General features: G+C 70.1%; 17 protein-coding genes, 1 tRNA gene, 1 pseudogene and 1 riboswitch. Of the genes and pseudogenes, 17 read left to right on the forward strand and 2 right to left on the reverse strand.

Going from position 1 to position 20996, the window contains the following annotated elements; genetic code table 11:
* Window positions 1-72: 72 nt before the first annotated feature.
* Window positions 73-666, forward strand: coding sequence for a TetR/AcrR family transcriptional regulator (locus OHB49_RS07090; RefSeq protein ID WP_030973481.1), 594 nt, complete (start codon window positions 73-75; stop codon window positions 664-666).
* Window positions 667-807: 141 nt separating this feature from the next.
* Window positions 808-1578: a maleylpyruvate isomerase family mycothiol-dependent enzyme gene (locus tag OHB49_RS07095; RefSeq protein ID WP_329166390.1), complete on the forward strand. Its 771-nt coding sequence runs from the start codon at window positions 808-810 to the stop codon at window positions 1576-1578.
* A gap of 89 nt (window positions 1579-1667) precedes the next feature.
* On the opposite strand, the gene OHB49_RS07100 is transcribed toward OHB49_RS07095, so the two are convergent.
* The gene (locus OHB49_RS07100; protein ID WP_329158824.1) at window positions 1668-2522 is read right to left on the reverse strand and encodes a LysR family transcriptional regulator; all 855 of its coding nucleotides are present in this window, start codon (window positions 2520-2522) and stop codon (window positions 1668-1670) included.
* Window positions 2523-2590: 68 nt separating this feature from the next.
* Between OHB49_RS07100 and OHB49_RS07105 the strand changes: the two genes are divergently transcribed.
* The 12 genes and pseudogenes from OHB49_RS07105 to OHB49_RS07160 all read left to right on the forward strand — a co-directional run bounded on the left by OHB49_RS07105 (window position 2591) and on the right by OHB49_RS07160 (window position 15295).
* Window positions 2591-3493 (forward strand): EamA family transporter, encoded by a 903-nt coding sequence (locus OHB49_RS07105; protein ID WP_329158825.1) that lies wholly within the window; start codon window positions 2591-2593, stop codon window positions 3491-3493.
* 405 nt (window positions 3494-3898) lie between these two features.
* Window positions 3899-4498 (forward strand): hypothetical protein, encoded by a 600-nt coding sequence (locus tag OHB49_RS07110; protein ID WP_030973477.1) that lies wholly within the window; start codon window positions 3899-3901, stop codon window positions 4496-4498.
* Entirely contained in the window at window positions 4492-5214 is a 723-nt protein-coding gene (locus tag OHB49_RS07115) for a DUF5987 family protein (protein WP_329158826.1), read from the forward strand. Before OHB49_RS07110 ends, OHB49_RS07115 begins: the two co-directional genes overlap by 7 nt.
* On the forward strand, window positions 5211-6806 hold the full coding sequence (locus OHB49_RS07120) for a GMC family oxidoreductase (RefSeq protein WP_329158827.1): 1596 nt from the start codon (window positions 5211-5213) through the stop codon (window positions 6804-6806). Before OHB49_RS07115 ends, OHB49_RS07120 begins: the two co-directional genes overlap by 4 nt.
* Before the next feature lie 12 nt (window positions 6807-6818).
* A complete protein-coding gene (locus OHB49_RS07125) occupies window positions 6819-7757 on the forward strand; it encodes a hypothetical protein (RefSeq protein WP_329158829.1) in 939 nt (312 codons plus the stop codon).
* Window positions 7758-7877: 120 nt separating this feature from the next.
* A riboswitch (TPP riboswitch) is annotated at window positions 7878-7972 on the forward strand.
* On the forward strand, window positions 7964-9370 hold the full coding sequence (locus OHB49_RS07130; protein WP_329158831.1) for a purine-cytosine permease family protein: 1407 nt from the start codon (window positions 7964-7966) through the stop codon (window positions 9368-9370). Its footprint overlaps the riboswitch before it by 9 nt.
* Window positions 9371-9444: 74 nt before the next feature.
* Window positions 9445-10254: a hydroxyethylthiazole kinase gene (gene thiM, locus OHB49_RS07135; RefSeq protein ID WP_329158833.1), complete on the forward strand. Its 810-nt coding sequence runs from the start codon at window positions 9445-9447 to the stop codon at window positions 10252-10254.
* Window positions 10251-10928, forward strand: a complete 678-nt coding sequence (thiE, locus tag OHB49_RS07140) for a thiamine phosphate synthase (protein WP_329158835.1) — start codon at window positions 10251-10253, stop codon at window positions 10926-10928. Before thiM ends, thiE begins: the two co-directional genes overlap by 4 nt.
* Window positions 10929-11246: 318 nt before the next feature.
* Window positions 11247-11888: a YceI family protein gene (locus OHB49_RS07145; protein WP_329158837.1), complete on the forward strand. Its 642-nt coding sequence runs from the start codon at window positions 11247-11249 to the stop codon at window positions 11886-11888.
* A 199-nt stretch (window positions 11889-12087) separates the two neighbouring features.
* A pseudogene (locus OHB49_RS07150) lies at window positions 12088-12624 on the forward strand (PP2C family protein-serine/threonine phosphatase); the annotation flags it as partial.
* Window positions 12625-13293: 669 nt separating this feature from the next.
* Window positions 13294-14598 carry a phospholipase D-like domain-containing protein gene (locus OHB49_RS07155; protein ID WP_329158838.1) on the forward strand — a complete coding sequence of 435 codons (1305 nt, stop codon included), beginning with the start codon at window positions 13294-13296 and terminating at the stop codon, window positions 14596-14598.
* A gap of 388 nt (window positions 14599-14986) precedes the next feature.
* On the forward strand, window positions 14987-15295 hold the full coding sequence (locus OHB49_RS07160) for a hypothetical protein (RefSeq protein ID WP_329158840.1): 309 nt from the start codon (window positions 14987-14989) through the stop codon (window positions 15293-15295).
* 40 nt (window positions 15296-15335) lie between these two features.
* Here OHB49_RS07160 and OHB49_RS07165 read toward each other — a convergent pair.
* Window positions 15336-15409 (reverse strand) — tRNA-Pro (locus OHB49_RS07165).
* A 128-nt stretch (window positions 15410-15537) separates the two neighbouring features.
* Here OHB49_RS07165 and OHB49_RS07170 point away from each other — a divergent pair.
* From OHB49_RS07170 to OHB49_RS07180, 3 genes are all read left to right on the forward strand, one after another.
* A complete protein-coding gene (locus OHB49_RS07170) occupies window positions 15538-16239 on the forward strand; it encodes a transketolase (protein WP_329158842.1) in 702 nt (233 codons plus the stop codon).
* A 58-nt stretch (window positions 16240-16297) separates the two neighbouring features.
* A complete protein-coding gene (locus OHB49_RS07175; RefSeq protein ID WP_329158844.1) occupies window positions 16298-17200 on the forward strand; it encodes a transketolase family protein in 903 nt (300 codons plus the stop codon).
* Between the two features lie 258 nt (window positions 17201-17458).
* Window positions 17459-20977 (forward strand): ThuA domain-containing protein, encoded by a 3519-nt coding sequence (locus OHB49_RS07180; protein WP_329158846.1) that lies wholly within the window; start codon window positions 17459-17461, stop codon window positions 20975-20977.
* The last annotated feature ends 19 nt before the right edge of the window (window positions 20978-20996 follow it).

A 20996-nucleotide genomic window follows, 5' to 3' on the forward strand; every position in this document is an offset into this window, starting at 1 on the left:
GACGATAGACCCGTCACATACAGTCCGTCCAGACTGTTTGTTGGTTCCCCGTCCTGTCGTACGCTCGCTGCCATGCCCGCTCCACGCCGCACCCAGCAGCAACGCCGGGAGGAGACCCGTCAACGCCTCCTCGATGCCACGATCGACTGTCTGGTCGAGCACGGCTTCGCGGGCACCACGACCCAGCGGGTACAGGAGCGGGCGGGCGTCTCCCGCGGCGCGCTGTTGCACCACTTCGCCTCGAAGGCCGATCTGCTGGCGGCCGCCACCCACCATGTCGCCGAGTTGCGACTCGCGCACATCCGCGCCGAGACGGGCGGCGGCGCGGCGAGCCGCGAGAAGGGGCTCGCCCTGCTGCGCACGGCGATGTCGGGCCCATACTTCCTCGCGGGCCTGGAACTGTGGCTGGCAGCGCGCACCGACGCCGACCTCAGGGCAGCACTGCTTCCGGCCGAGCGGGACGTGGGCGCGGCCCAGCGTGCGGTGATGGCCGACATCTTCGGTGCGGAGACCGCGGCGCGCGAGGACTTCGGCCTGCTCTGCGAATCACTGCTCGTCCTGCACCGCGGCCTGGCGCTCACCGGCGTGCTGCGCGAGGACCCGACATTCGACGACGAGATGCTGCGCCTGTGGGTGGACAGGTTCCTGACCGCCCGGACGTACTGATCGTTTCAGAGGACACCGCGTCGTCCGAGGGCGCGGCCGGTGCCGCGCACCCCCTGCGTCGGCTGTGAAAATCGCTGTCCGGTCGTCGGAGCACGGTGATGGACAGCCGGAGAGGAAAAGGCTCTGGACTTCCCCGATCTGCTGCGGCTGATCGACGAACGATCGACCGCCTTTCGCGCCGCGGTCGCCTCGGCGCCCAGCCTCGACGTGCAGGTGCCCACCTGCCCCGAGTGGACGCTTTTTGATCTGGTGCAGCACCTGGGCGAGGGGCGCCGCTCCTGGGCCGCCACCATCGCCGCAGGGCCTGCCGCCACGGCCAAGTCGGCATCGGAGGGCGCCCCGGCCGCGCCTCGGGAGCGCGAGGCGCTGCTGGCCTGGTCGGCCGCATCGACGCAGGAACTGCTGGACGCACTGCGGGAAGCCGGCCCGGATCGCGGTTGCTGGACGTGGTGGGGTATGTCGCAGTCGCCGCAGACGTGCGGTGCCGTCGCCCGGCACCAGCTCCACGAGGTCGCGGTGCACACCTACGACGCCCAGGTCACCCTGGGCGCCCCGCAGCCGCTGCCGGACGAGGTGGCACTCGACGGTGTCGACGAGTTCCTGTCCACCTGCTGTGCAACGACGAGCGCCTGGCCGCACGAGCCCGCTGCCGTCGACATCCACGCCACCGAGGGCCGCTCCTGGCACCTCTCGCTCTCCGTCGACGGCGCACGGATCGCCCGACTCCCCACGCCCGGCACGATGCCCGCCACCGCTGCCGGCGAGGGCCCGGCCGCGGCCGACGCCGCTCTCCGGGGCACGGCCGGTGAGCTGGTCCTGGCCCAGTACGGCCGTATTCCGGTGGACTCCCTGAAGCTCGACGGCGACCGACGTCTGCTCGACCTGCTCTGGGCCTGGAACCCGGACGAGTAGGACGTGACGATGCGCCACCTCGTGCGCCCCGAGGGCATGCCTCCCAATAACGGCTGCAGCCACGCGTCTCCGGGCCTCACGGCGAGGGCTCAGCCTGTGCGATAGAGCGCCGTGAGCAGTTCGATCGCGGCCTGGGTGGCTGGATGCGGGTCGTCCCGCCACCAGGCGAGCCGCACCGCGATCGGCTCGGCGTCGCGCACCGGCCGGTAGACGATGCCGGGCCGCGGATACTGGTTGGCGGTGGATTCCGCCGTCATTCCCACGCAGCGGCCCGTGGAGATGACGGTGAGCCAGTCGTCGACATCGTGCGTGTCCTCGGTCGACGGGCGGGAGTCCGGTGGCCACAGTTCCGTGGTGGTGGTGCCGGTCCGCCGGTCGATGAGCAGCGTGCGCCCGCTGATGTCCGAGAGCCTGACCGAGCGGCGCCTGGCCAAGGGGTCGTCGGCGGCCATGGCGCACAGACGCCGTTCCAGCCCCACGATGGCGGAGTCGAATCGGCGGTCGTCCAGCGGCCGGCGCACCACGGCGAGGTCGCAGGCGCCCTCCGCCAGCCCGGCCGTACCGGAGTTGACGCGGACGAGCTGCAGCTCGGTCTCGGGGTGCGCGCCGCTCCAGCGTCGCTGAAAGGCGAGCGTGTGGCGGCCAAGGGCCGACCAGGCGTATCCGATCCGCACCCGGGTGTGGCCCGACGTGGCCTCCCGGACGAGATCCGCCACCTCGCCCAGCACGCGTCGGGCTTGCGCCACCACGCGCAGCCCGGTCGCGGTCGGAGTCACCTCACGGGAGGTGCGCCGCAACAGCCGTACCCCAAGAGCGCGTTCGAGCGAGGCCAGCGTGCGGGACACGGCCGCCTGGGAGACACCGAGCGCGACGGCGGCATCGGTGAAGCTGCCCTCGTCGACGATCGCGACGAGACAGCGCAACTGCCGCAGCTCCACATCCATGACTCAAGCGTATAGATGGATCGGCTCATGCATTTTGCGCAAGGGGTGTGCGGTCGCACGATCGGGGCATGCAAGCAGCTACCGCAGGCTCAGCAGCACCCGCGCACCGCACTGCCTCGGCGCCCCCTGCCCCGGGGTCCGGCGGCAAGCGCCTGGCCGGTGTGGTCACCATGTTCGGCAGCGGTCTCTCCAACCAGACCGGCGCCGCGATCGGTTCACTTGCCTTCCCCGTCCTCGGACCTGTCGGTGTCGTCGCGGCACGCCAGTACGTCGCCGCGATCGTCCTGCTGACGGTCGGCCGGCCCCGCCTGCGGTCCTTCACCTGGCGTCAGTGGTGGCCGGTGCTGCTGCTGGCGCTGGTGTTCGGAACGATGAACCTGTCGCTGTACAGCGCCATCGACCGCATCGGCCTCGGGCTGGCGGTGACCCTGGAGTTCCTCGGACCGCTCGGCATCGCCCTGGCCGCCTCACGTCGCCGCGCGGACGCGTGCTGTGCGGTGATCGCCGCGGCGGGCGTCGTCACTCTGCTGCGCCCGCAACCGTCCGCCGACTACGTCGGGATGGGTCTGGGGCTGCTGGCCGCCGTCTGCTGGGCGTCCTACATCCTGCTCAACCGCACCGTCGGCCGCCGCATCGCCGGAGTGGAGGGATCGGCGGCCGCGGCAGGCCTCTCCGCCCTGATGTTCCTGCCGGTCGGACTCGTCGTCGTGCAGCATCCGCCGTCCGCGGGGGCCGCCGTCTGCGCTGTCGCCGCCGGCATCCTGTCCTCAGCCGTGCCGTATCTCGCAGACCTGTTCGCCCTGCGGCACGTGCCTGCGCAGACCTTCGGTCTGTTCATGAGCGTCAACCCCGTCCTGGCGGCCGTGGTCGGATGGATCGTTCTGGGGCAGAACCTGGGCTGGATCGAGTGGGCCGGCATGGCAACCGTCGTCTGGGCCAACGCGATCAGCATCCTCATACGTCGCACCTGACGGAACGCCCCGCACGTCCGGGTGTGGGAATACGGCCGCCCGCACGGTCCCCGGCCATGTCGCCCTGCTCTGACCGTGGAGGAGCCGGAGCCGCTGCCTGCCGGGGGGCGGGCGCACCGGCGCCGGGAGTGGAGAACGAACTCCCACCGTCGGCCTCCGCAGTTCGGTGATCGCTCACGGAGGCCTCGCGCGGCGCGGCGTACGCGTCTCTTCCGGCGCCGCTGTCCGGCCTGCACGCACGCTTCGCGCATCCCGAAGGTGTGCCGACGCCCTACCTGTCCACCGACCGGGAATCACCTCCGTCCCATCCCTTGCGCCGACAGCGTGCAGCGATCAAGATGCTGACTGCATGTGACCGCCGGTAACCGCCGCCCATCAGGGCTGGGACGTGAAGAAGGTCCTGCTGTGCCCGTAGTCCGCCACACGACGAGCGCCCTCGGCGCCCTGTCCACAAGCGTCCGTCTCACCGTCTTCGGCGCGGTGGTGGCGGCAGCCGCCGCCCTGCTCCCCGCCGCTTCCGCCTCGGCTGCAGAACCAGGCGTCGGCGGTTACACCGACCCCTCGTACGCCTCCGCGTGTACCTTCCACCGCTACGGCGAGGGCGAGACGCCGCCGCTCTCCCTGTTCGGCGTCGACCCGCTGTGCGTGGAGTACGCCAAGCGGGACATCACCGTGACCAACGGCGGCGCGGCACGCTTTCTGCTGGCCGAGCCGGCCCGCTTCGCGCTCGCCGTACCGGCCTGCCGCTACTGGCAGTTGGACCACTGGAGCGTGCAGGCCACGGCCGGTGGAACCGAACTGGTCGGCTGGGACGGCAGTTACTGGTTCGACAAGGCGGAGGGCAGCGCGGCGGCGAGAGTACGCAACATCACCGTCGCCGGGCAGCCCGCGCGGGCCGAGGACGCCGCGAAGGCGATCCGGCCGTACGACGCCCGGCTCGCCGACGCGCTCGTGCGCGACGCCGCGGGTGTGATGGTGCGGCTGCCGGTGAGCGGGCTGTGCTGAGCGAACCACCCGCACGTCCCACTCGGCGCCGGCTGCTCGTCGGGCTGACCGCCGCCGTCGCCGCCCTGCGGGCAGGGGAGCTGACCGCCGAGGCCGCGCCTTCGGCGCGTTCTGTGCCCGAGTCTGTCCCGGTGGATCGGGCCGGGCTGCAGCCCGCTTCCCTCGCGCTGCCCGACCCGACGACCGCCACGCTGGAGGCGTTTGCGGACACCATGGTCCCGGGCGAGAAGCGGTACGGCGGTGACGTGGTGATCGCCGGGGCGGCCCCCGGTCCCGGCGCCGTACAGGCAGGGGCCGTCGAGCTGCTCAACCTTCCCGAACTCGGCATCGGCGTACTGCTGCCCGAGCTGGCACTGCTCGTCAACACCCGGGCCCTCGCCTATGCGGCCACCCACGGCCGGATCCTGCTGCCCACTCAACCTCCCTTCGTCGCCCTGCGGTTCACCGACCGCACCGCGCTCGCGGGAGAGCTGCTCACGCCCGGCGCCCCGGACCGGCAGCTGTACGTGCTGCTCGCGCTCTTCGCCGCCGCGGCCTTCGACACCGCAGCCCACCTGCACACCGCCGTGGCCATCCGGCAACGCCACCCTGGCCTGGCCTGGATCGGCTTCCCGGCGCCCGGCGCCGACGGACTGTGGCGCTTCCCCGACTACTCGTACGGCCGAAGGCTCGCCTCCGAGCACCCGCTCACCACCCGCGGAGGGCACCCCGCATGAGCGTCACCGAACGCACCGACGTGCTGGTCATCGGCAGCGGCTTCGGGGGCGCCATCCCCGCCTACCATCTGGCCGCGGGTGGCGCCGAGGTGGTGATCCTGGAACGCGGACCGCACCTCACCGCCCCCGACTTCACCCACGACCTGCGTCTGGGCAGCTATACCCGGATCGTCGACCTCGTACAGGGCGACGGCATCACCGTCGTCGCCGGGAACTGCGTCGGCGGGTCCAGCGTGGTCTACTTCGCCGCTTCGCTGCGCGCTCCAAGCTTCGTCTTCGACCGCCGCGGCAGTCTGGGCCACCGCCTGTGGCCCTCGACCCTGACGCGCGCGGCCCTCGACCCGTGGTACGACCGGGTCGAGGAGGCTCTGCCCGTCGCCCAGCAGAGCTGGGACCAAGTCCCCTACCCCGGAGGGCTGTTCGCTGCGGCGTGCGCCCGTGCGGGCCGCACCTGCAACCCTGCACCCGTCGCCGTCGACCTGGCCCGCTGCACCAACTGCAACTGGATGCTGAACGGCTGCCACTTCGACGCCAAGCGCTCCATGCTGCTGAACTACCTCCCCGCCGCGACCGCGCACGGCGCCGAGATCCGCCCCCTCCACGAGGCACAGACGATCGCGCCTGCCACCACACCCGGTTACCGCTACCGCGTCTCGTACACGCAGCTCGACGCCGGCGACTACCGGCTGCCGGTCGGCGTGGGGGCGATCGAGGCCAAGACCGTGGTGCTGGCCGCGGGCGCTCTGGCCACCCCCGTGCTGCTGCAGCGCTCGGCTCCCCTGCTCGGCGGTGTCCCGCAAGCCGTCGGGCGCTACTTCTCGGGCAACGGCGACCGCGTGTCCATCGCCGACGTCGACGAAGGCAAGGTGCGCGACCTGCTCGGTCTCGAGCGCGCCCCGGGCATCCCGTACCAGGGCTTCCCCATCGGGAAGCCCATCGGCTCCATGTCGTACGACCGGCTCGACCCGGCGACGGCGGAGTTCACCCGTTTCTCCCTTCAGCAGATCTACTTCCCCGGCATCACCGACCTGCTGGCCCAGGCCACCGACACCCCGGCGACGAGCTGGTTCGGCGTCCGCAAGAAGGAGATGCGGGCACGCTGGCCGTCGTGGCTCTCCGTGCTCGCCATGACCGAGGACGACAACGAGGGCGTCTTCGGCCCGCCGCCGCCCACCGGAAGCTCGACGCGCGTGGCCACGTCGCTCTGCCTGTCCACGCTCTCGTACCGGCCGACGGCGAACACCCTGCGCGGCTGGGCCGCCGCGGATGCCGAGGCCCGCGCAGTGCTGGAGCGCGACGGTCTTGCGCGGGTGCGGCCCTGGAGCGAGAACGCCGCCGGGTCCGTGAGCGCACACCCTCTCGCCTCCTGCCGGATGGGTGACGACCCCGCCACCTCGGCGCTCGACGAACGCGGCGAACTACGAGGCCATCCCGGCCTGTTCGTCACCGACGGTTCGGCAGTACCGACCTCGCTCTGCGTCAACCCCTCGCTGACGATCGCGGCGCTGGCCGAACGGGCCTGTCCCGGCATCGTGGAGAGCACCGCCGAGGCAGGCGTGCGCGCACGGTACGGGGCCCCCGCGCCCCGGTGAAAGGAATCCCTCGTGAACTCGCTCTACCCGCCACGGATGACCGGCCGTCCAGGGCGTCTCGAAGTCTGGTACGCGACGTTGACCGATCCCCGTACCGGGACCGGCGTGTGGATCCACCACGAAGTGGTGGCGCCCAAGCACGGCGGCCCGGCCCGGGCACACGGCTGGATATCCGTCTTCCCGCCGGACGGACCGCCGGTCACCGAGCGGTTCGGGGTCCCGGACTCCCCGCCACCCCAGGGCGAGGCGTACTTCGAGGTGCCGGGGGTACGGGCAACGCCCCGGCTGCTGGAGGGCACCGCGGGCGCGATCACCTGGCGCCTGACGGTCACCGGCGGCGGAGAGCCCCTCTACACCTTTCCACGCTGGTCCTGGCAGCGTGAACTGCTGCCCGCCGCCCAGATCGTGCCTGCCCCCGACGCCATTTTCGACGGGGAACTCGTCGTCGGAGAAAGGCGGTTCACCCTTTCCGACGCCGTCGGAGGGGTCGCCCGGATCGCCGGTCACGGCAATGCCCAACGGTGGGCGTGGCTCCATGCGGGTCTCGGCGGCGGGGACGTACTGGAAGTGGTGGCCGCCGTCGCCCGCCGTCCCACGATGCGGTGGCTGCCACCGCTGCCCATGCTTCAGTTGCGGATCGGTGGCACGGACTGGCCGCGCGACCCGTTCCTGACCGCGCCACTGCTGCGCGCACGGATCGGGCTGCCCGACTGGTCGGTCGCAGGTGGCACCGCGCGGCGCAGGGTACGGATCGATGTGACCCAGGACCCGGCCGACTGTGTGTCGCTCTCCTACACCGACCCCGACGGAGCGACCGCCACGTGTACCAACACGGAACGTGCCACCGTCGACGTGATCGTCGAACGCCGCACCGGGCTGCACCGCTTCGAGGTGGAACACCGCTGGCATCTGGATCGCACGGGTCACGCGGAGGTGGGGACGCGACCGTGAGCACGGCCCGCCGCCCCCGTGACGCGGACCGCGCACCCACGCCCCGGACGAACCCACCGAGTCGTTCGCCGCGCAGACCTCGGTCCAGGTGTTTCAAGAGACCGGGTTAGTCTGACCGTCGTACCGGACACGGGGTGCCCTACCCGAGGGCTGAGATCACACCCGTCGAACCTGAACCAGTTCGCACTGGCGGAGGGATGTCTTTCATGCCTTTGACGCATGTTTCCGGCGGGCTGCCCGCCGACGGCCGGCAGACCGTCTTCGACGGACGGATGCCGGCGGCCCCCGGCGACCTCCGCGTCGAGACGCACGGCATCGATCCGGTCCCCGAGAGCAACCGCTACGGCGGTCCCGGGCGCCTGTTCACCGTGTGGTTCGCTCCCAATCTGACCATGACCGGCGTATTCACCGGCACCGTCGGCATCGCCCTCGGCCTGGACTTCGCCACCGCGCTCGCCGCCGTCGTGCTGGGAACGGTGATCGGCGCGGTGCCCACCGCCTACCTGGGCACCTGGGGGAGCCAGACCGGCGCCGGGCAGCTGCCGCTGGCCCGGCTCGCCTTCGGCCGGGCCGTGACGGTGCCGGGCATCCTGCAGTGGCTGTCCTCGGTCGCCTGGGACGCGCTGATCGGGCTGTTCGGCGGGGACGCGCTCGCGCGGCTGTGCGGCTGGCCGTTCTGGCTCGGCGTGCTGGCCATGATGCTGGCCCAGGGCGCCCTCGGCGTCCTGGGCTACGAGGCCATCCACCGGCTCCAGATCGTGATGACCTTCGTGCTCGCCGCTGCGTTCGCGCTGATCGCGTGGCGGCTGCTCGACGGGGTCCACCCGGTCGGCACGGGCACCGCGCACGGCGCCGATCAGGCCGGCGCTTTCGTTCTCACCAGCACCATCGCGCTGAGTCTGAGCCTGTCCTGGGCCCCGTACGCCAGCGACTTCAGCCGCTATCTGCCGCGCACCACCTCGCGCCCGCGCATGTTCTGGTTCACGCTTCTCGGCCTCGTGGTGTCCTTCGTGGCCGTCCAGGCCCTCGGGTTGCTGGGCGCGTCCGTGCTGACCGACCAGACCGCCGCAGGGGTGGACAAGCTGCTGGGCGGTGGGGTGTTGGGCGCGTTCGGGCTGCTTGCCGTGGCGCTGGCTGCGCTCTGCAGCAACGCCATGAACGACTACAGCGGTTCCTTGGCTCTGCAGACCGTCGGCGTGCGCCTTCCGCGCCCGGCGGCCGCCGCTCTCGCCGCCGTGCTCGGCTTCCCTCTGGTGCTGTGGATGCACGCTGCCGATACCACTGCCCGCTTCCAGAACGTGCTGCTGTTCGTCGGCTACTGGATCCCCGGATTCGTGGCGATCGTCATCGTCGACTGGATCGCACGGGCCCGGGCACGGGGAGGTGCGGCGATCGACCTCGCCGCCGAGACCGCCCGGCCGCACTCCGGATGGCCCCCGTTGCTGGCATTCGCCGTCGCCTTCGCCGCGGCCGTGCCGTTCATGGACACCAGTCTGTACGTGGGCCCGGTGGCGGCCGCCCTGCACGGCGCCGACCTCTCGTACTACGTGGCGTTCCTCGTGGCGCTCGCCGTCTACGCACCGCTGCGGCTACGCCACCGCCCGCAGGACTGACCTGCCGCCGACCGACGGACCCCGCCGTCCGCCGGCGCCCGAACGACATCCCCTCCCCCACGGAGCGAAATCCCATGCCCGTTGCATCCGCCGATCACACCGCCTTCGTCCCGCAGGCCCTCGCACGCGTGCGGGCGGACTCCCCTCTGGTTCAGTGCCTGACGAACTCGGTGGTCACGGGCTTCACCGCCAACGTCCTGCTGGCGCTGGACGCCTCGCCGGCCATGGTCGACATTCCGGAGGAGGCCGGCCCGTTCGCCCGGGTCGCCTCCGGTGTCCTGATCAATCTCGGCACCCCGCATGCGGAGCAGCGCTCCGCGATGGTCGAGGCCGCACGGGCGGCGGGTTCGGCCGGCACGCCGTGGGTCCTCGACCCGGTGGCGGTCGGCGCGCTGCCGGTGCGCACCGCGCTGGCACAAGAGCTCCTGCGGCTGCGACCGACTGTGATCCGGGGCAACGCGTCCGAGATCATCGCACTCGCGGGCGCGGGCGACGGCGGCCGCGGCGTGGACTCCTCCGACGGCGTCGGGGCCGCCGAGGAGTCAGCACGCGAGCTGGCGCGTACAGCCGGCTGCGTGGTCGCTGTCTCCGGGCCTGTCGACTTCGTCACCGACGGGGTGCGCGGCACCCGGATCGCCAACGGTGACGCCCTGTTGACCCGGGTGACAGGGGGCGGCTGCGCGCTGGGGGCGGTGATGGCGGCCTTCGCGGCGGTCGACGAGGACCGGTTCGCCGCGGTGGTGGCCGCCGTCACCGCGTACACGGTGGCCGCCGAGCTGGCCGCGAAGGAGGCCTCCGGGCCCGGCAGCTTCGCCGTCGCCTTCCTGGACGCGCTCGCCGCGCTGGAGGAAGCGGACCTCAGCGAGCGGGCGGCTCTCTCGTGACGGCGGCACCGGTCGATCTGTCGGTCTACCTGGTCACGGACACGGCCCAGTGCGCCGCCCACGGCCGGAGCGTGGCCGAGACCGTCGCTCTGGCAGTGGCCGGGGGCGTCACCGCCGTGCAGATCCGGGAGAAGCACACCGACGGCGGGGAGTTCCTGCGCACCGTGCAGGAGGTGGCCGCCGTACTCCCCGAACGAGTGGCGCTGATCGTCAACGACCGGGTGGACGTGTTCCTGGCCGCCCGGGCCGCCGGCGCACGCGTGACAGGTGTTCACGTAGGCCAGTCGGATCTGCCGCCGGCCGCCGTACGCGAACTGATCGGCGAGGACGCGGTTCTGGGCCTGAGTGCAGCCACCCCCGACCAACTGCGGGCCGCCGCCGAGGATCCGGCGCGGGTCCACCACGTCGGCATCGGCGCGTTGCATGCGACCCGGACCAAGGCGGACGCCCCGGCCCCGCTCGGCCATGCAGGCTTCGCCCACCTCGCCCGACTCGGTGGCCTGCCCGCCGTGGCCATCGGCGGCATCACCCCGGACGACCTGCCACACCTGCGGGAGGCCGGGGCGGTGGGGGCCGCCGCCGTCTCCGGTATCTGCGCCGCCGAGGATCCCCGCGCGGCGGCACGTGCGTACGCCCGGGCATGGACCCGTGCCCGGGAGGAGAGCCTCGCTTGACCGTGCCGGGCCGAGTGCTGACGATCGGCGGATCCGGCTCCGGTCTCGAGCCGGAATTCGGCCCGGCCTGAAGTCGATGCCGACGCCGGGCGCCCGCGGAATGAGCGTGCTCACGGCTGTCATGGGACAGCACTCCCTGCGCATGGCGCGTCCCTCGCGACGTTCCGGGTGACGGCATTCCGCGCGTTCCCGTGAAGGACCGCCGGTGACTGACCGTACCCGTGCAGTGATCCGAGTTGTGAAAGTCTGTTCATACATGAGCGGGTTTCCCACCCGCGACTTGCGCGTCCGATGTACCGCCGAGTAACAACATGTTCCATGAACCTTTTCAGCCGCGGCACCACGCTTCGACGCCCGGCGGCGCCCGCCGCACCGACAACCCCCGCTGCTGCCGTGATGCCGGATCCCGCCCTGGCAGCTCTCACCGGGGAGTGGATGATCGACCCCGCCCACAGCAGGATCGGTTTCTCCGTGCGACACGCCATGGTGACGACGGTGCGCGGATCCTTCGGTTCGTACGAGAGTCGCCTCTACTTCGACGGCCGGAACCCGGCACGCTCCCGCGCGGAGATCGTGCTGCACACCGCGAGCGTCGACACCGGGGTGGAGCAGCGTGACGCCCACCTGATCGGCCGTGACTTCCTCGACGCCGCGAAGTATCCGCGGATGAGCTTCACCAGTACCGCCGTTCAGCTCGTGGGCAAGGACGTCTACCGCATGACCGGCGACCTCACCATCAGGGGCACCACTCACCCCGTGGAGCTGGACCTCACCTACATCGGCCATGTCACCGACCCGTTCGGCTACGAACGGGTCGGCTTCGACGGCACCACCACCATCAACCGCTCGGACTGGGGCCTGACCTACAACGCCCGGCTGGCGGAGGGCGGGGCGATGGTCAGCGAGCGGCTCCGCCTCCAGTTCGACATCGCCGCGATCCGTTCCACCTCGGAGCACTGACCCGGACGGGAGGTATCCGGGACGGGCCGATCACGCCTGGCAGCAGGCTGTCCGGTCCCGGCGCCGCGTCGGCGTCGGGGCTCACCAATCCCGTCGCCTGACTCGCCCCGCCCGCAGCCCGGCGGGCCCCGCGCGCATCACAGCCCCTCGGGCCGTCAAGGAGCCGCAGCAGGGGACTGGGACCGTCCAATCAACGGCGGCAGTGGGGGCGGCCGCGGCGATCGTCAACGCTTTCCGGGAGGCGGCCTACGCAGAGACCGACATGGTCAACGTCGCACGCCGGCTGAACCCAGGTGCACCCGTTACAACGCAGCCTTTCCCTCCGACGGGACGATGGGGCGCTTCGCCACCGCCCTTCTCGCCGAGATCCCGCACGAGGGCAGACGTATCGACATCCTCAACTGCGGACACCCCTCGCCGCTGCTCCTGAACCGCAGGAATCTCCGTGTCCTCGAATCTGCCATCCCCTCGCCACCGCTCAACCCCGCGGAGCCGATCAGCGATCACTACCCCATCGACTTCCCCCGGCGACCTGCTGCTCCTCTGTACGGACGGGCTCGCCGAGGCCCGCGCCCCTGACTGGGAGTTCTTCCCGCTGGCAGCTCGGGTGCGTCGACAGCCCCCGACACCGCCACGCGAACTGCCCACGGCTCTTCACCGCGACCTCCTCCGCTACAGCAGTGGACGCCTTGACGACGACATCGCCGCCCTCGCCGTACGCCTGGGCAAACCCTGAGGCACGGAAGCCGAGCGAGCGGCCCGCACCGCTCAACCTCGATGGCACGCGCTCAAGTGTCCCGTCTCAGTCGTCACGGTTGAGACGGACCACCAACCATTCCCGCAAGCCGGTATGCATACACCCGGAGGTGCCGGCGTCCAGACCAAGGATGAAGGCGGTAGCCGTGGCGACGGTGCATCGAGGCCATGCCTGACCGGTTCCCAGCGAACGGCAGTCACGAGGCCCTGGTGGTGCTTGAACACGCCGACGTGGAGGGTCTGTTGGGATTCGGTCAGGGGGTCGTCGGACATGCTTCGGGGATGGATGGTCATGCTGCCCTTGCCTTCCCAGCCCTGCCCGGGGTGAAGGAGTTTGCCGCACTCGTGGCAGCGGACGCGTCAGACGCAGGTGGCGGCAGGGGCGAGCGCCGGCCCGACGGCATGGACGGGTCGCTACGCCAGGCGATTATCGCTCCCCACGGTGTCCAGCCATTGGTCGACCAGCAGAGCAACACCCGCGATTGCTCCCCTGCTCAAGGAATCTCGCGATGCGCAATGCGGTGATTTCAAGGGAATATCGGAACAATCGGTGGAACGGTAGTAGATTCCGCTGACGGCGGCATCGCTCCTGCGGGCCACATGCGGCAACCCGACTCTTCATCATCAACAGCCCAGCGAAAGGCCGCCCATGAAGCGAACGTTCACGTTGATCACCGCGCTGGTCGTCACCGTAATGTCGCTGACAACGGCGCACGCCGCGGTCAAGAAGGCCAAGCCCCCGCTCAGTTGCGAGTCGCGGACGTTCACCTCCAGCCCGGGCCCGCGCTTCAACGACCCGGAGGACCCCGCCGGCCAGATGAAGATCATGGGCCCGATCATCGAATCGATCAACAGCGCCGGCTGCGGGCAGACCATACGCGTCGCCATGTACTCGATCAGCATCGCGCAGCCGGGCCCGGACTTCGCCAACGCCCTTATCGCCGCGCACCAGCGCGGCGTCATCGTAAAGGCGCTGATGGACGCTCACAGCGACAATACGATCTGGCAGTCGATGGTCACCGAGTTGGGCAACGACCCGCGAGCCTCCAGCTTCGCCGCGCTGTGCCCGGGCGGCTGCCTGTCCCACTTCGGCGGCTCCGCCCTGCACGCGAAGTACTACATGCTCAGCGGCGGGCGCGACGCGAACAGGACTGTGACCGTCAGCAGCGCCAACCCCACCTCCGCCCAGGCCAGCACAGCGTGGAACAGCAGCGCCACCGTCAAGGGCAACGTCGACCTGTACAACTCCTACGTCCGCTACTTCACCGCCATGGCCAGGGGGGCGATCTACGGCCCGGGCCCGCTGACACCCGACTACTACAACTCCACCAGCGCCACGGCCGCCAGGAAACTGTCCCCGCCCTCCTACCAGTGGCCCAAGGCGCGCACCAGAAGCGACACCTGGGTCGACTTCCTGAGCAACATCAAGGCGCCGGCCACGATCAACATCGCCATGTTCCAGTGGACCTCTCACGGGCAGCCGGGCGACCGGAACTATCTGGAGCTGCCGAAGAAGCTGGTGAGTCTGGCACGAACCGGCGTCGAGATCCACATTCTCATCACCGCCGGCCAGGTAGATGACAGCGTGCAGAGCTACCTGAAGAACCGGCCGAATATCGACGTGCACGACACCACCCGCGGCACCGACGCGAACGGCAACGCTCTGCACTACACGCACGACAAGTACATGATGGTCAGCGGCGGTTACGCGGGTGCGTCCGACTCCAGGATCGTGTTCGTCGGGTCCTCGAACTGGACGAGCAACGGCGTCTGGCACAACGACGAGTCGGACCTGAAGCTGATCGGCCGGTCCAGCTACGACACGTTCATGGCGGACTGGCAGAACCAGTACGACCGCTGCTGCGGGACCGCGGCGCGGCAGTTGAGCGCCGAGGAGCGCGCCGAGAATACGGCACGAGAGATTCCGATCGATCCGAGGCAGGTCCGGGAATAGGCATTCTCGGTCCGAACAGTGCCAGTGAGCTACAACCTGGCTGCTCTGGCGGATAGTTGGGGTGGGTGGCGTCCGGACGTGAAGATGCTCCTGATAGTCGAGGGCGCGACCCAGATCGCCTCTCCACCAGGAGCTTCCGCGTGCTTGTCTGCCCAGCCCCCCGCGTCGATCGTCCACCTCGGCTCTGCGCTTCCTCGCCTGACAGGCGCAGCATGGCGAACGCGTTCGTCACGCCCAGGTAAGCCAGTCGCAGCAGCACGGTCGATCATGTTCCCGCAGCGCTCGGCACTCGCGCCAGACCGTAGGCCCAACCGACCGGGATCAAGATCCGCGAGACCCGCATAACGCTCTCACCTGTAAGGATGGGGTTTCGGCAAGGGCAAGGTTCGTGGAGCAGCTCGCAGTGCCGAACGCCCGGTTCTTCACCATGCCGGCCGACGACGGCGCCGTGAACACGTACGTGCTCGACTCGACAAACGACTCGTTCTCAGTGATGTCACCGGACGGCGACGGGTGGACGGTCCGGCAAGGCGGCCCGGTGCTGCTGTGGGACGAGGCCGAGCGGTCTCTCGCGCTCTGGCATACGGCCGGGGCGCCGGGCCCGTCCGAGTTCGTCGTTAAGGGCACCGGGAGCGAGCGCGCCCCCTCCCATCGCTCCCCGGGAGCGAGCCCGGGAACAGAAAAAGGGCCGTTATGAGAACGGCCCTTCACCTGCGACGTTCGATACGTTCGAACCGTCGGGACGACAGGATTTGAACCTGCGACCCCTTGACCCCCAGTCAAGTGCGCTACCAAGCTGCGCCACGTCCCGTTGCTCGCCTGACCTGGGCTTTTCCCTTGGCCGAACGCGCATGAGAACAATACCGCACTTGGGCCGGTGCTCACGAACGCCTTTCGGTACTTGACCTCGACCAAACTTGAGGTTGAACGCTGGAACGCATGACGATCAAGACCGCCCCACCGATGCTCCCGTACCGCGACCTGAACCGCCTGATGAGCCTGATGACGGGCGACGAGAAACACGGACCCGCGGCCACCTCGACCCTCGACGCACTCTGGGTGCTGTACCACCGCGTGCTGCGCGTCACACCGGCCACGGTGGACGATCCGGAGCGCGACAGGTTCCTGCTCTCGAAGGGCCACGGGCCGATGGCGTACTACGCGGTCCTCGTCGCACACGGCTTCTTCGACGAGGTTCTGCTGCCCGGTTTCGGCGGGTACGACTCGCCGCTGGGACACCACCCGGACCGACTGCTCGTCCCGGGCGCCGAGATCGGCAGCGGATCACTGGGACACGGGCTGCCGCTGGCCGTCGGCAGCGTGCTCGGCCTTCGGGCGCAGGGGCTCACCGATCCGCGGGTGTGGGTCCTGATCGGGGACGCCGAGCTGGACGAGGGCAGCAACCACGAGGCGATCGCCTACGCCGGTCCGGCCGGCCTCGACCAGCTGCACACCCTGGTGATCGACAACGCCTCCGCGACCTATGGCCGGCCCGGCGGCATCTCGTCCAGGTTCGAAGCGGCCGGCTGGTCGGTCCGGACCGTGGACGGGCGCGATCACGACGCGATGCACGCGGCCTTCACCGCACCACACCCCGGCCGACCCCACGCAGTGATCGCCCGCGTCGCCCCCAAGAGCTGACGCCCGCACCACGGCACACCCGCAGATCCGATCACCGGAACGAGGAGTACCACATCTCATGGACACCATGCGCGAACGCTTCATCACCACCGCGGCCCGGCTACTGGACGACGACCCCAGGCTGGCTGTCGTGCTGGCCGAGATCAGCAGCGACGGCTTCGACCGGGCCGAGCGCGCCCATCCGGACCGGGTGATCAATGTCGGCATCCGGGAGCAGCTGCTGATCGGCGCCGGGGCCGGACTGGCGCTGACCGGGATGCGGCCGATCATCCATACGTTCGCCCCCTTCCTGGTGGAGCGGCCGTTCGAGCAGGTGAAGCTCGACTTCGGGCATCAGGGCGTGTCCGGGGTGCTGGTCAGCGCCGGAGGTTCGTACGACTGGCCGGCTGCGGGGATCACCCATATGGCGCCGGGCGATGTCGCCCTGATGGATACCCTCGACGGCTGGACCGTGCAGGTCCCGGGCCACCCAGACGAGGCGGAGACCCTGCTGCGCCAGGCCGCCGCCGGGGAGGACCGGGTCTATCTGCGGCTCTCGCTCCAGCAGAACGAGCGGGCTCGGCCGGTCGGCGCCGGGTCAGGATTCACTCCGGTGCGGGAGGGGGCCCAAGGGGTGGTGATCGCCGTCGGGCCGATGCTCGACAACGTGCTTGCAGCGACGGACGGCCTGGATGTCACGGTGCTGTACGCGACGACGGTGCGACCGTTCGACGCGCCGGGGCTGCGGCGGGCGGTCGGGGCGAGGGAGACGGCGGACGTGGTGCTGGTGGAGCCGTACCTGGCGGGCACCTCGACGGGCGCGGCCAACGACGCACTCGCCGATCTGCCGCACCGGGTGCTGGGGCTCGGGGTGGGCAAGGCCGAGCTGCGCCGTTACGGGCAGATGGACGAACAACTCGCCGCGCACGGCCTGGATCCGCGCGGGCTACGGGAGCGGATCGGCGGTTTCCTGACCAGCTGAGACCGAGTGGGGGCACACCGGCGCGCCCCCTCAGCGGGATGCGGCCGGCCGAGTTGGACAGTCGGCCCCTCCGCCGCCGTGGGGCCGGGCGGCTGGGCCCGGCCGCCCGCACCAGCCGCCACCCCCCGTCACAGCGAAGTCACAGAGAGCCCTTCCGACCCATTGACCCCGCGGATGACGTGAACCTACTCTGAACGGCGAACTCCAGAAAGCGCTTTCTACATCCCGCAGTCGGCATCTACCGCACAGGGAGCGCCCATGAGTCACCACCCGCCCCGCAGAAATCCGCTGAGCAGACACCTGCTGAGCAGGCACCCCTCGCGAGGATTACCTTCGCCTCTCCTCGCTCTCACCGCACTCCTGGCCCTGGTCCTCGGCCTGCTGGTGGCCTCGCCACCCCGCGCCCACGCGGCCCCCTTCCGGGTCCTGGTCTATTCCGAGGTCACCAACTTCAGGCACGACTCGATCCCCGCAGGGGTCGACGCGATCAAGAAGCTCGGCGCGGAGAACGGCTTCGACGTGGAGGCCACCGACGATTCGGCGGTCTTCAACGACACCGATCTCGCCCGCTTCCAGGCCATCGTCTTCAACAACACCAACTCCACCCCGGAGACGGGTGACTTGCTGAGTGCCGACGAGCGGGCCGCCCTGCAGAAGTTCATACGTGGGGGCGGCGGCTGGGTCGGGCTGCATGCCGCGTCCGCCAGCGAGCGCGACTGGGACTGGTACGAGGGACTGGTCGGCGCGATCTTCGACCAGCATCCAGCCGTGCAGACCGGCCGGATCAAGGTCCTCGACCATGCGCACCCGTCCACCAAGGGCCTTCCGGACCTCTGGGAGCGCACGGAGGAGTGGTACAACTGGCGCACCAACCCGACCTCCAAGGTGCACACGCTCGCGCAGATCAAGGTGCGCGACGGCATCACCGGCCTGGACGAGGGCGTGGACCATCCGTGGTCCTGGTGCCAGAACTACGACGGCGGACGCTCCTGGTTCACCGCGGGCGGCCATGCGGCGTCGGCCTTCCAGGAGGAGGGCTTCGTCAAGCATCTGCTGGGCGGCATCGAATGGGCCGCGGGTGCCGCGCCGGGTGACTGCACGGCGACCCGTACGGGTTCGTTCCAGCGCACCGCCCTGGCCACCAGCGATCTCGCCGACCCGTTCGAGCTGGCCGTCGCCCCCGACCGCCGGGTGTTCTTCGCCCAGCGCACCGGGAAGCTGAAGGCCATCGACCAGCAGACCATGAAGGTCACGACGGCACTGGACTTCGCGTACACGCCGGAGATGACCAGCCAGTCCGACGGGCTGCTCGGCCTCGCGCTCGACCCCGGCTTCGCCACGAACAACTGGCTCTATCTACTGCACTCCGACAAGACCGAGAAACAGCTCGACCTCTCCCGCTTCACCGTCACCGGCAACACGGTCGACCCGGCGTCGGAGAAGCGACTGCTGACCATTCCGACCTGGCGGGGCGAGGGCCGGGCCAACTCCCACATGGCAGGCTCGCTCGCCTTCGACAAGGACGGCAATCTGTACGCGGCGACGGGCGACAACACCGACCCGTTCGCCTCGGACGGCTTCAACCCGATCGACGAGAGCGAGGGCCGGCGCGCCTGGGACGCCCAGGGCACGGCGGGCAACACGAACGATCTGCGCGGCAAGATCCTGCGCATCACGCCGAAGGACGACGGCACGTACACCGTCCCGGAGGGCAATCTCTTCGCACCCGGTACGGAGAAGACGCGTCCGGAGATCTACGCGATGGGGATGCGCAACCCGTTCCGGATCACCACGGATCCGCTGAGTGGCGCGCTGATGGTCGCCGACTACGGTCCGGACGCCAAGGCCGCGGTCGCCGACCGCGGGCCCGAGGGCACGGTCGAGTACACCCGTATCACCAAGGCGGGGAACTTCGGCTGGCCGTACTGCGTCGGCGACAACACCCCGTTCAACGACTACGACTTCGCGGCGAAGAAGTCGGGCCCGAAGTTCGACTGTGCAGCGCTCGTCAACGATTCGCCGAACAACACGGGGCTGCGGGAGCTGCCACCGGCCCAGCCGGCCACGGTCTGGTACGCCTACTCCGCGTCCGCCGAATTCCCGGAGCTCGGCACCGGCGGCGGTGGTCCGATGAGCGGTCCGGTCTACGACTACGACCCCGACAACACGTACCGCACCAAGTTCCCCGAGTACTTCGAGGGGAAGTGGCTCACCTATGAGCTGACCCGCCAGTGGTTCAAGACGTTCTCGTTCCAGCAGAAGGACCAGACGTTCACCGATCCGCGGTTCGCTCCGGTCAAGGCCGGTGATCTCCAGTCGATCAACGGCGTCTTCGCGGACATGAAATGGAACCAGCCGTTCGATGCCGACTTCGGTCCTGACGGGGCGCTGTACGTCATCGACTTCGGGCTCGGCAGCGGCACCGGACGCGGCGGCAGCAACGAGGGGGCGGGCATCTACCGGATCGACTACGTCGGTGACGGACGGCTGCCCGACGCGAAGATCAGCGCGAGCCGGGACAGCGGTCCCGCACCGCTCACCGTCGCGTTCTCCAGCGCGGGATCCGGACTCCCGGAGGGCCAACCGGTCACGTACGCCTGGGACTTCGACGGCAACGGCACCACCGACTCGACGGAGCCGAACCCCTCGTACACGTACCGCGCCAAGGGGCTCATCACGGCACGCCTGACCGTCACCGGGCCCGGTGGTCTGACCGCGCAGGCCGTGCAGGACATCACCGTCGGCAACACCAGGCCCGAGGTGACGATCAAACAGCCGCCGAACGGGGGGATGTTCAGCTTCGGCGACACCATCCCGTTCACGGTCAAGGTGAAGGACAAGGAGGACGGGCGGAACGGGGCACCGATCGACTGCTCCCGAGTGGTCGTACAGTCGCAGCTCGGCCATGACACCCATCTGCATCCGCTCGACAACTACACCGGCTGCACGGGCGAGATCGTCACGGACGCCGGGGACAGCCACGGCCCGGGACAGAACCTGTACTACGGGATCACCGCCCAGTACGAGGACAAGGGCGCCCCGGACGCCCCCGCGCTCACCGGCTCGACCTCGCTGACGCTGCGCACCACGTTCCGTGAGGCGGAGCACTTCACGGCGACCGGCGGGGCGCACGACGGCGTGGCGGTCGCGAACAGGACCGACGCCTCCGGCGGGAAGCGGCTGACGGAGATCGAGGACGGTGACTGGGTCAGCTTCGATCCGGTGCATCTGAAGAACATCGACTCGGTGACGGTCGGCGCGGCCTCCGGCGGGATCGGCGGCACCGTGGAGTTCCGGTCCGGTTCCCCGACGGGCCCCCTGCTCGGCAAGGTGACCGTTCCGAACACCGGTGACTGGGGCAAGGTCGTCTCGCCGACGACGCCCCTGCAGAACCCGGGGAGCAGCGTGAAGCTGTACGCGGTGTTCAGCAATCCGGAGTGGTCGAGCGACAAGGCCGATCTGTTCGCGGTGGACTGGCTGCACTTCAACGGGTCCGGCGTCGAGAAGAAGCCCGGTACGAAGGTCAAGGTGAAAGCGGCCCCGGCCACGGGCACGTCACCGCTCGCCGTCGCGCTGAGCGGTGCGGTCGAGCCGGTCGCCGGGCGCACCATCACCTCCTACCACTGGGACTTCGGCGACAACGTCGAACCCACGGGCCCGGAAGGCGCGACCGCGACACACACCTACGACCGCAAGGGTGCGTACACCGCACATCTGACCGTCACCGACGACAAGGGCGACACGAGCACCGGTTCCGTCCGCATCGACGTCAGCTGAGCGCGCGCCGGCTGAGAGG

This window comes from Streptomyces sp. NBC_01717, assembly GCF_036248255.1.
Lineage (GTDB): Bacteria > Actinomycetota > Actinomycetes > Streptomycetales > Streptomycetaceae > Streptomyces.

What these genes read in the sequence shown, in the direction of transcription:
- thiM (WP_329158833.1), top strand. Translation starts at nt 9,445, where the DNA reads ATGCCCGTTGCATCCGCCGATCACACCGCCTTCGTCCCGCAGGCCCTC.
- OHB49_RS07145 (WP_329158837.1), top strand. Translation starts at nt 11,247, where the DNA reads ATGAACCTTTTCAGCCGCGGCACCACGCTTCGACGCCCGGCGGCGCCC.
- OHB49_RS07170 (WP_329158842.1), top strand. Translation starts at nt 15,538, where the DNA reads ATGACGATCAAGACCGCCCCACCGATGCTCCCGTACCGCGACCTGAAC.
- OHB49_RS07100 (WP_329158824.1), bottom strand. Translation starts at nt 2,522, where the DNA reads ATGGATGTGGAGCTGCGGCAGTTGCGCTGTCTCGTCGCGATCGTCGAC.
- OHB49_RS07090 (WP_030973481.1), top strand. Translation starts at nt 73, where the DNA reads ATGCCCGCTCCACGCCGCACCCAGCAGCAACGCCGGGAGGAGACCCGT.
- OHB49_RS07120 (WP_329158827.1), top strand. Translation starts at nt 5,211, where the DNA reads ATGAGCGTCACCGAACGCACCGACGTGCTGGTCATCGGCAGCGGCTTC.
- OHB49_RS07155 (WP_329158838.1), top strand. Translation starts at nt 13,294, where the DNA reads ATGAAGCGAACGTTCACGTTGATCACCGCGCTGGTCGTCACCGTAATG.
- OHB49_RS07180 (WP_329158846.1), top strand. Translation starts at nt 17,459, where the DNA reads ATGAGTCACCACCCGCCCCGCAGAAATCCGCTGAGCAGACACCTGCTG.
- OHB49_RS07105 (WP_329158825.1), top strand. Translation starts at nt 2,591, where the DNA reads ATGCAAGCAGCTACCGCAGGCTCAGCAGCACCCGCGCACCGCACTGCC.
- OHB49_RS07175 (WP_329158844.1), top strand. Translation starts at nt 16,298, where the DNA reads ATGGACACCATGCGCGAACGCTTCATCACCACCGCGGCCCGGCTACTG.
- OHB49_RS07130 (WP_329158831.1), top strand. Translation starts at nt 7,964, where the DNA reads ATGCCTTTGACGCATGTTTCCGGCGGGCTGCCCGCCGACGGCCGGCAG.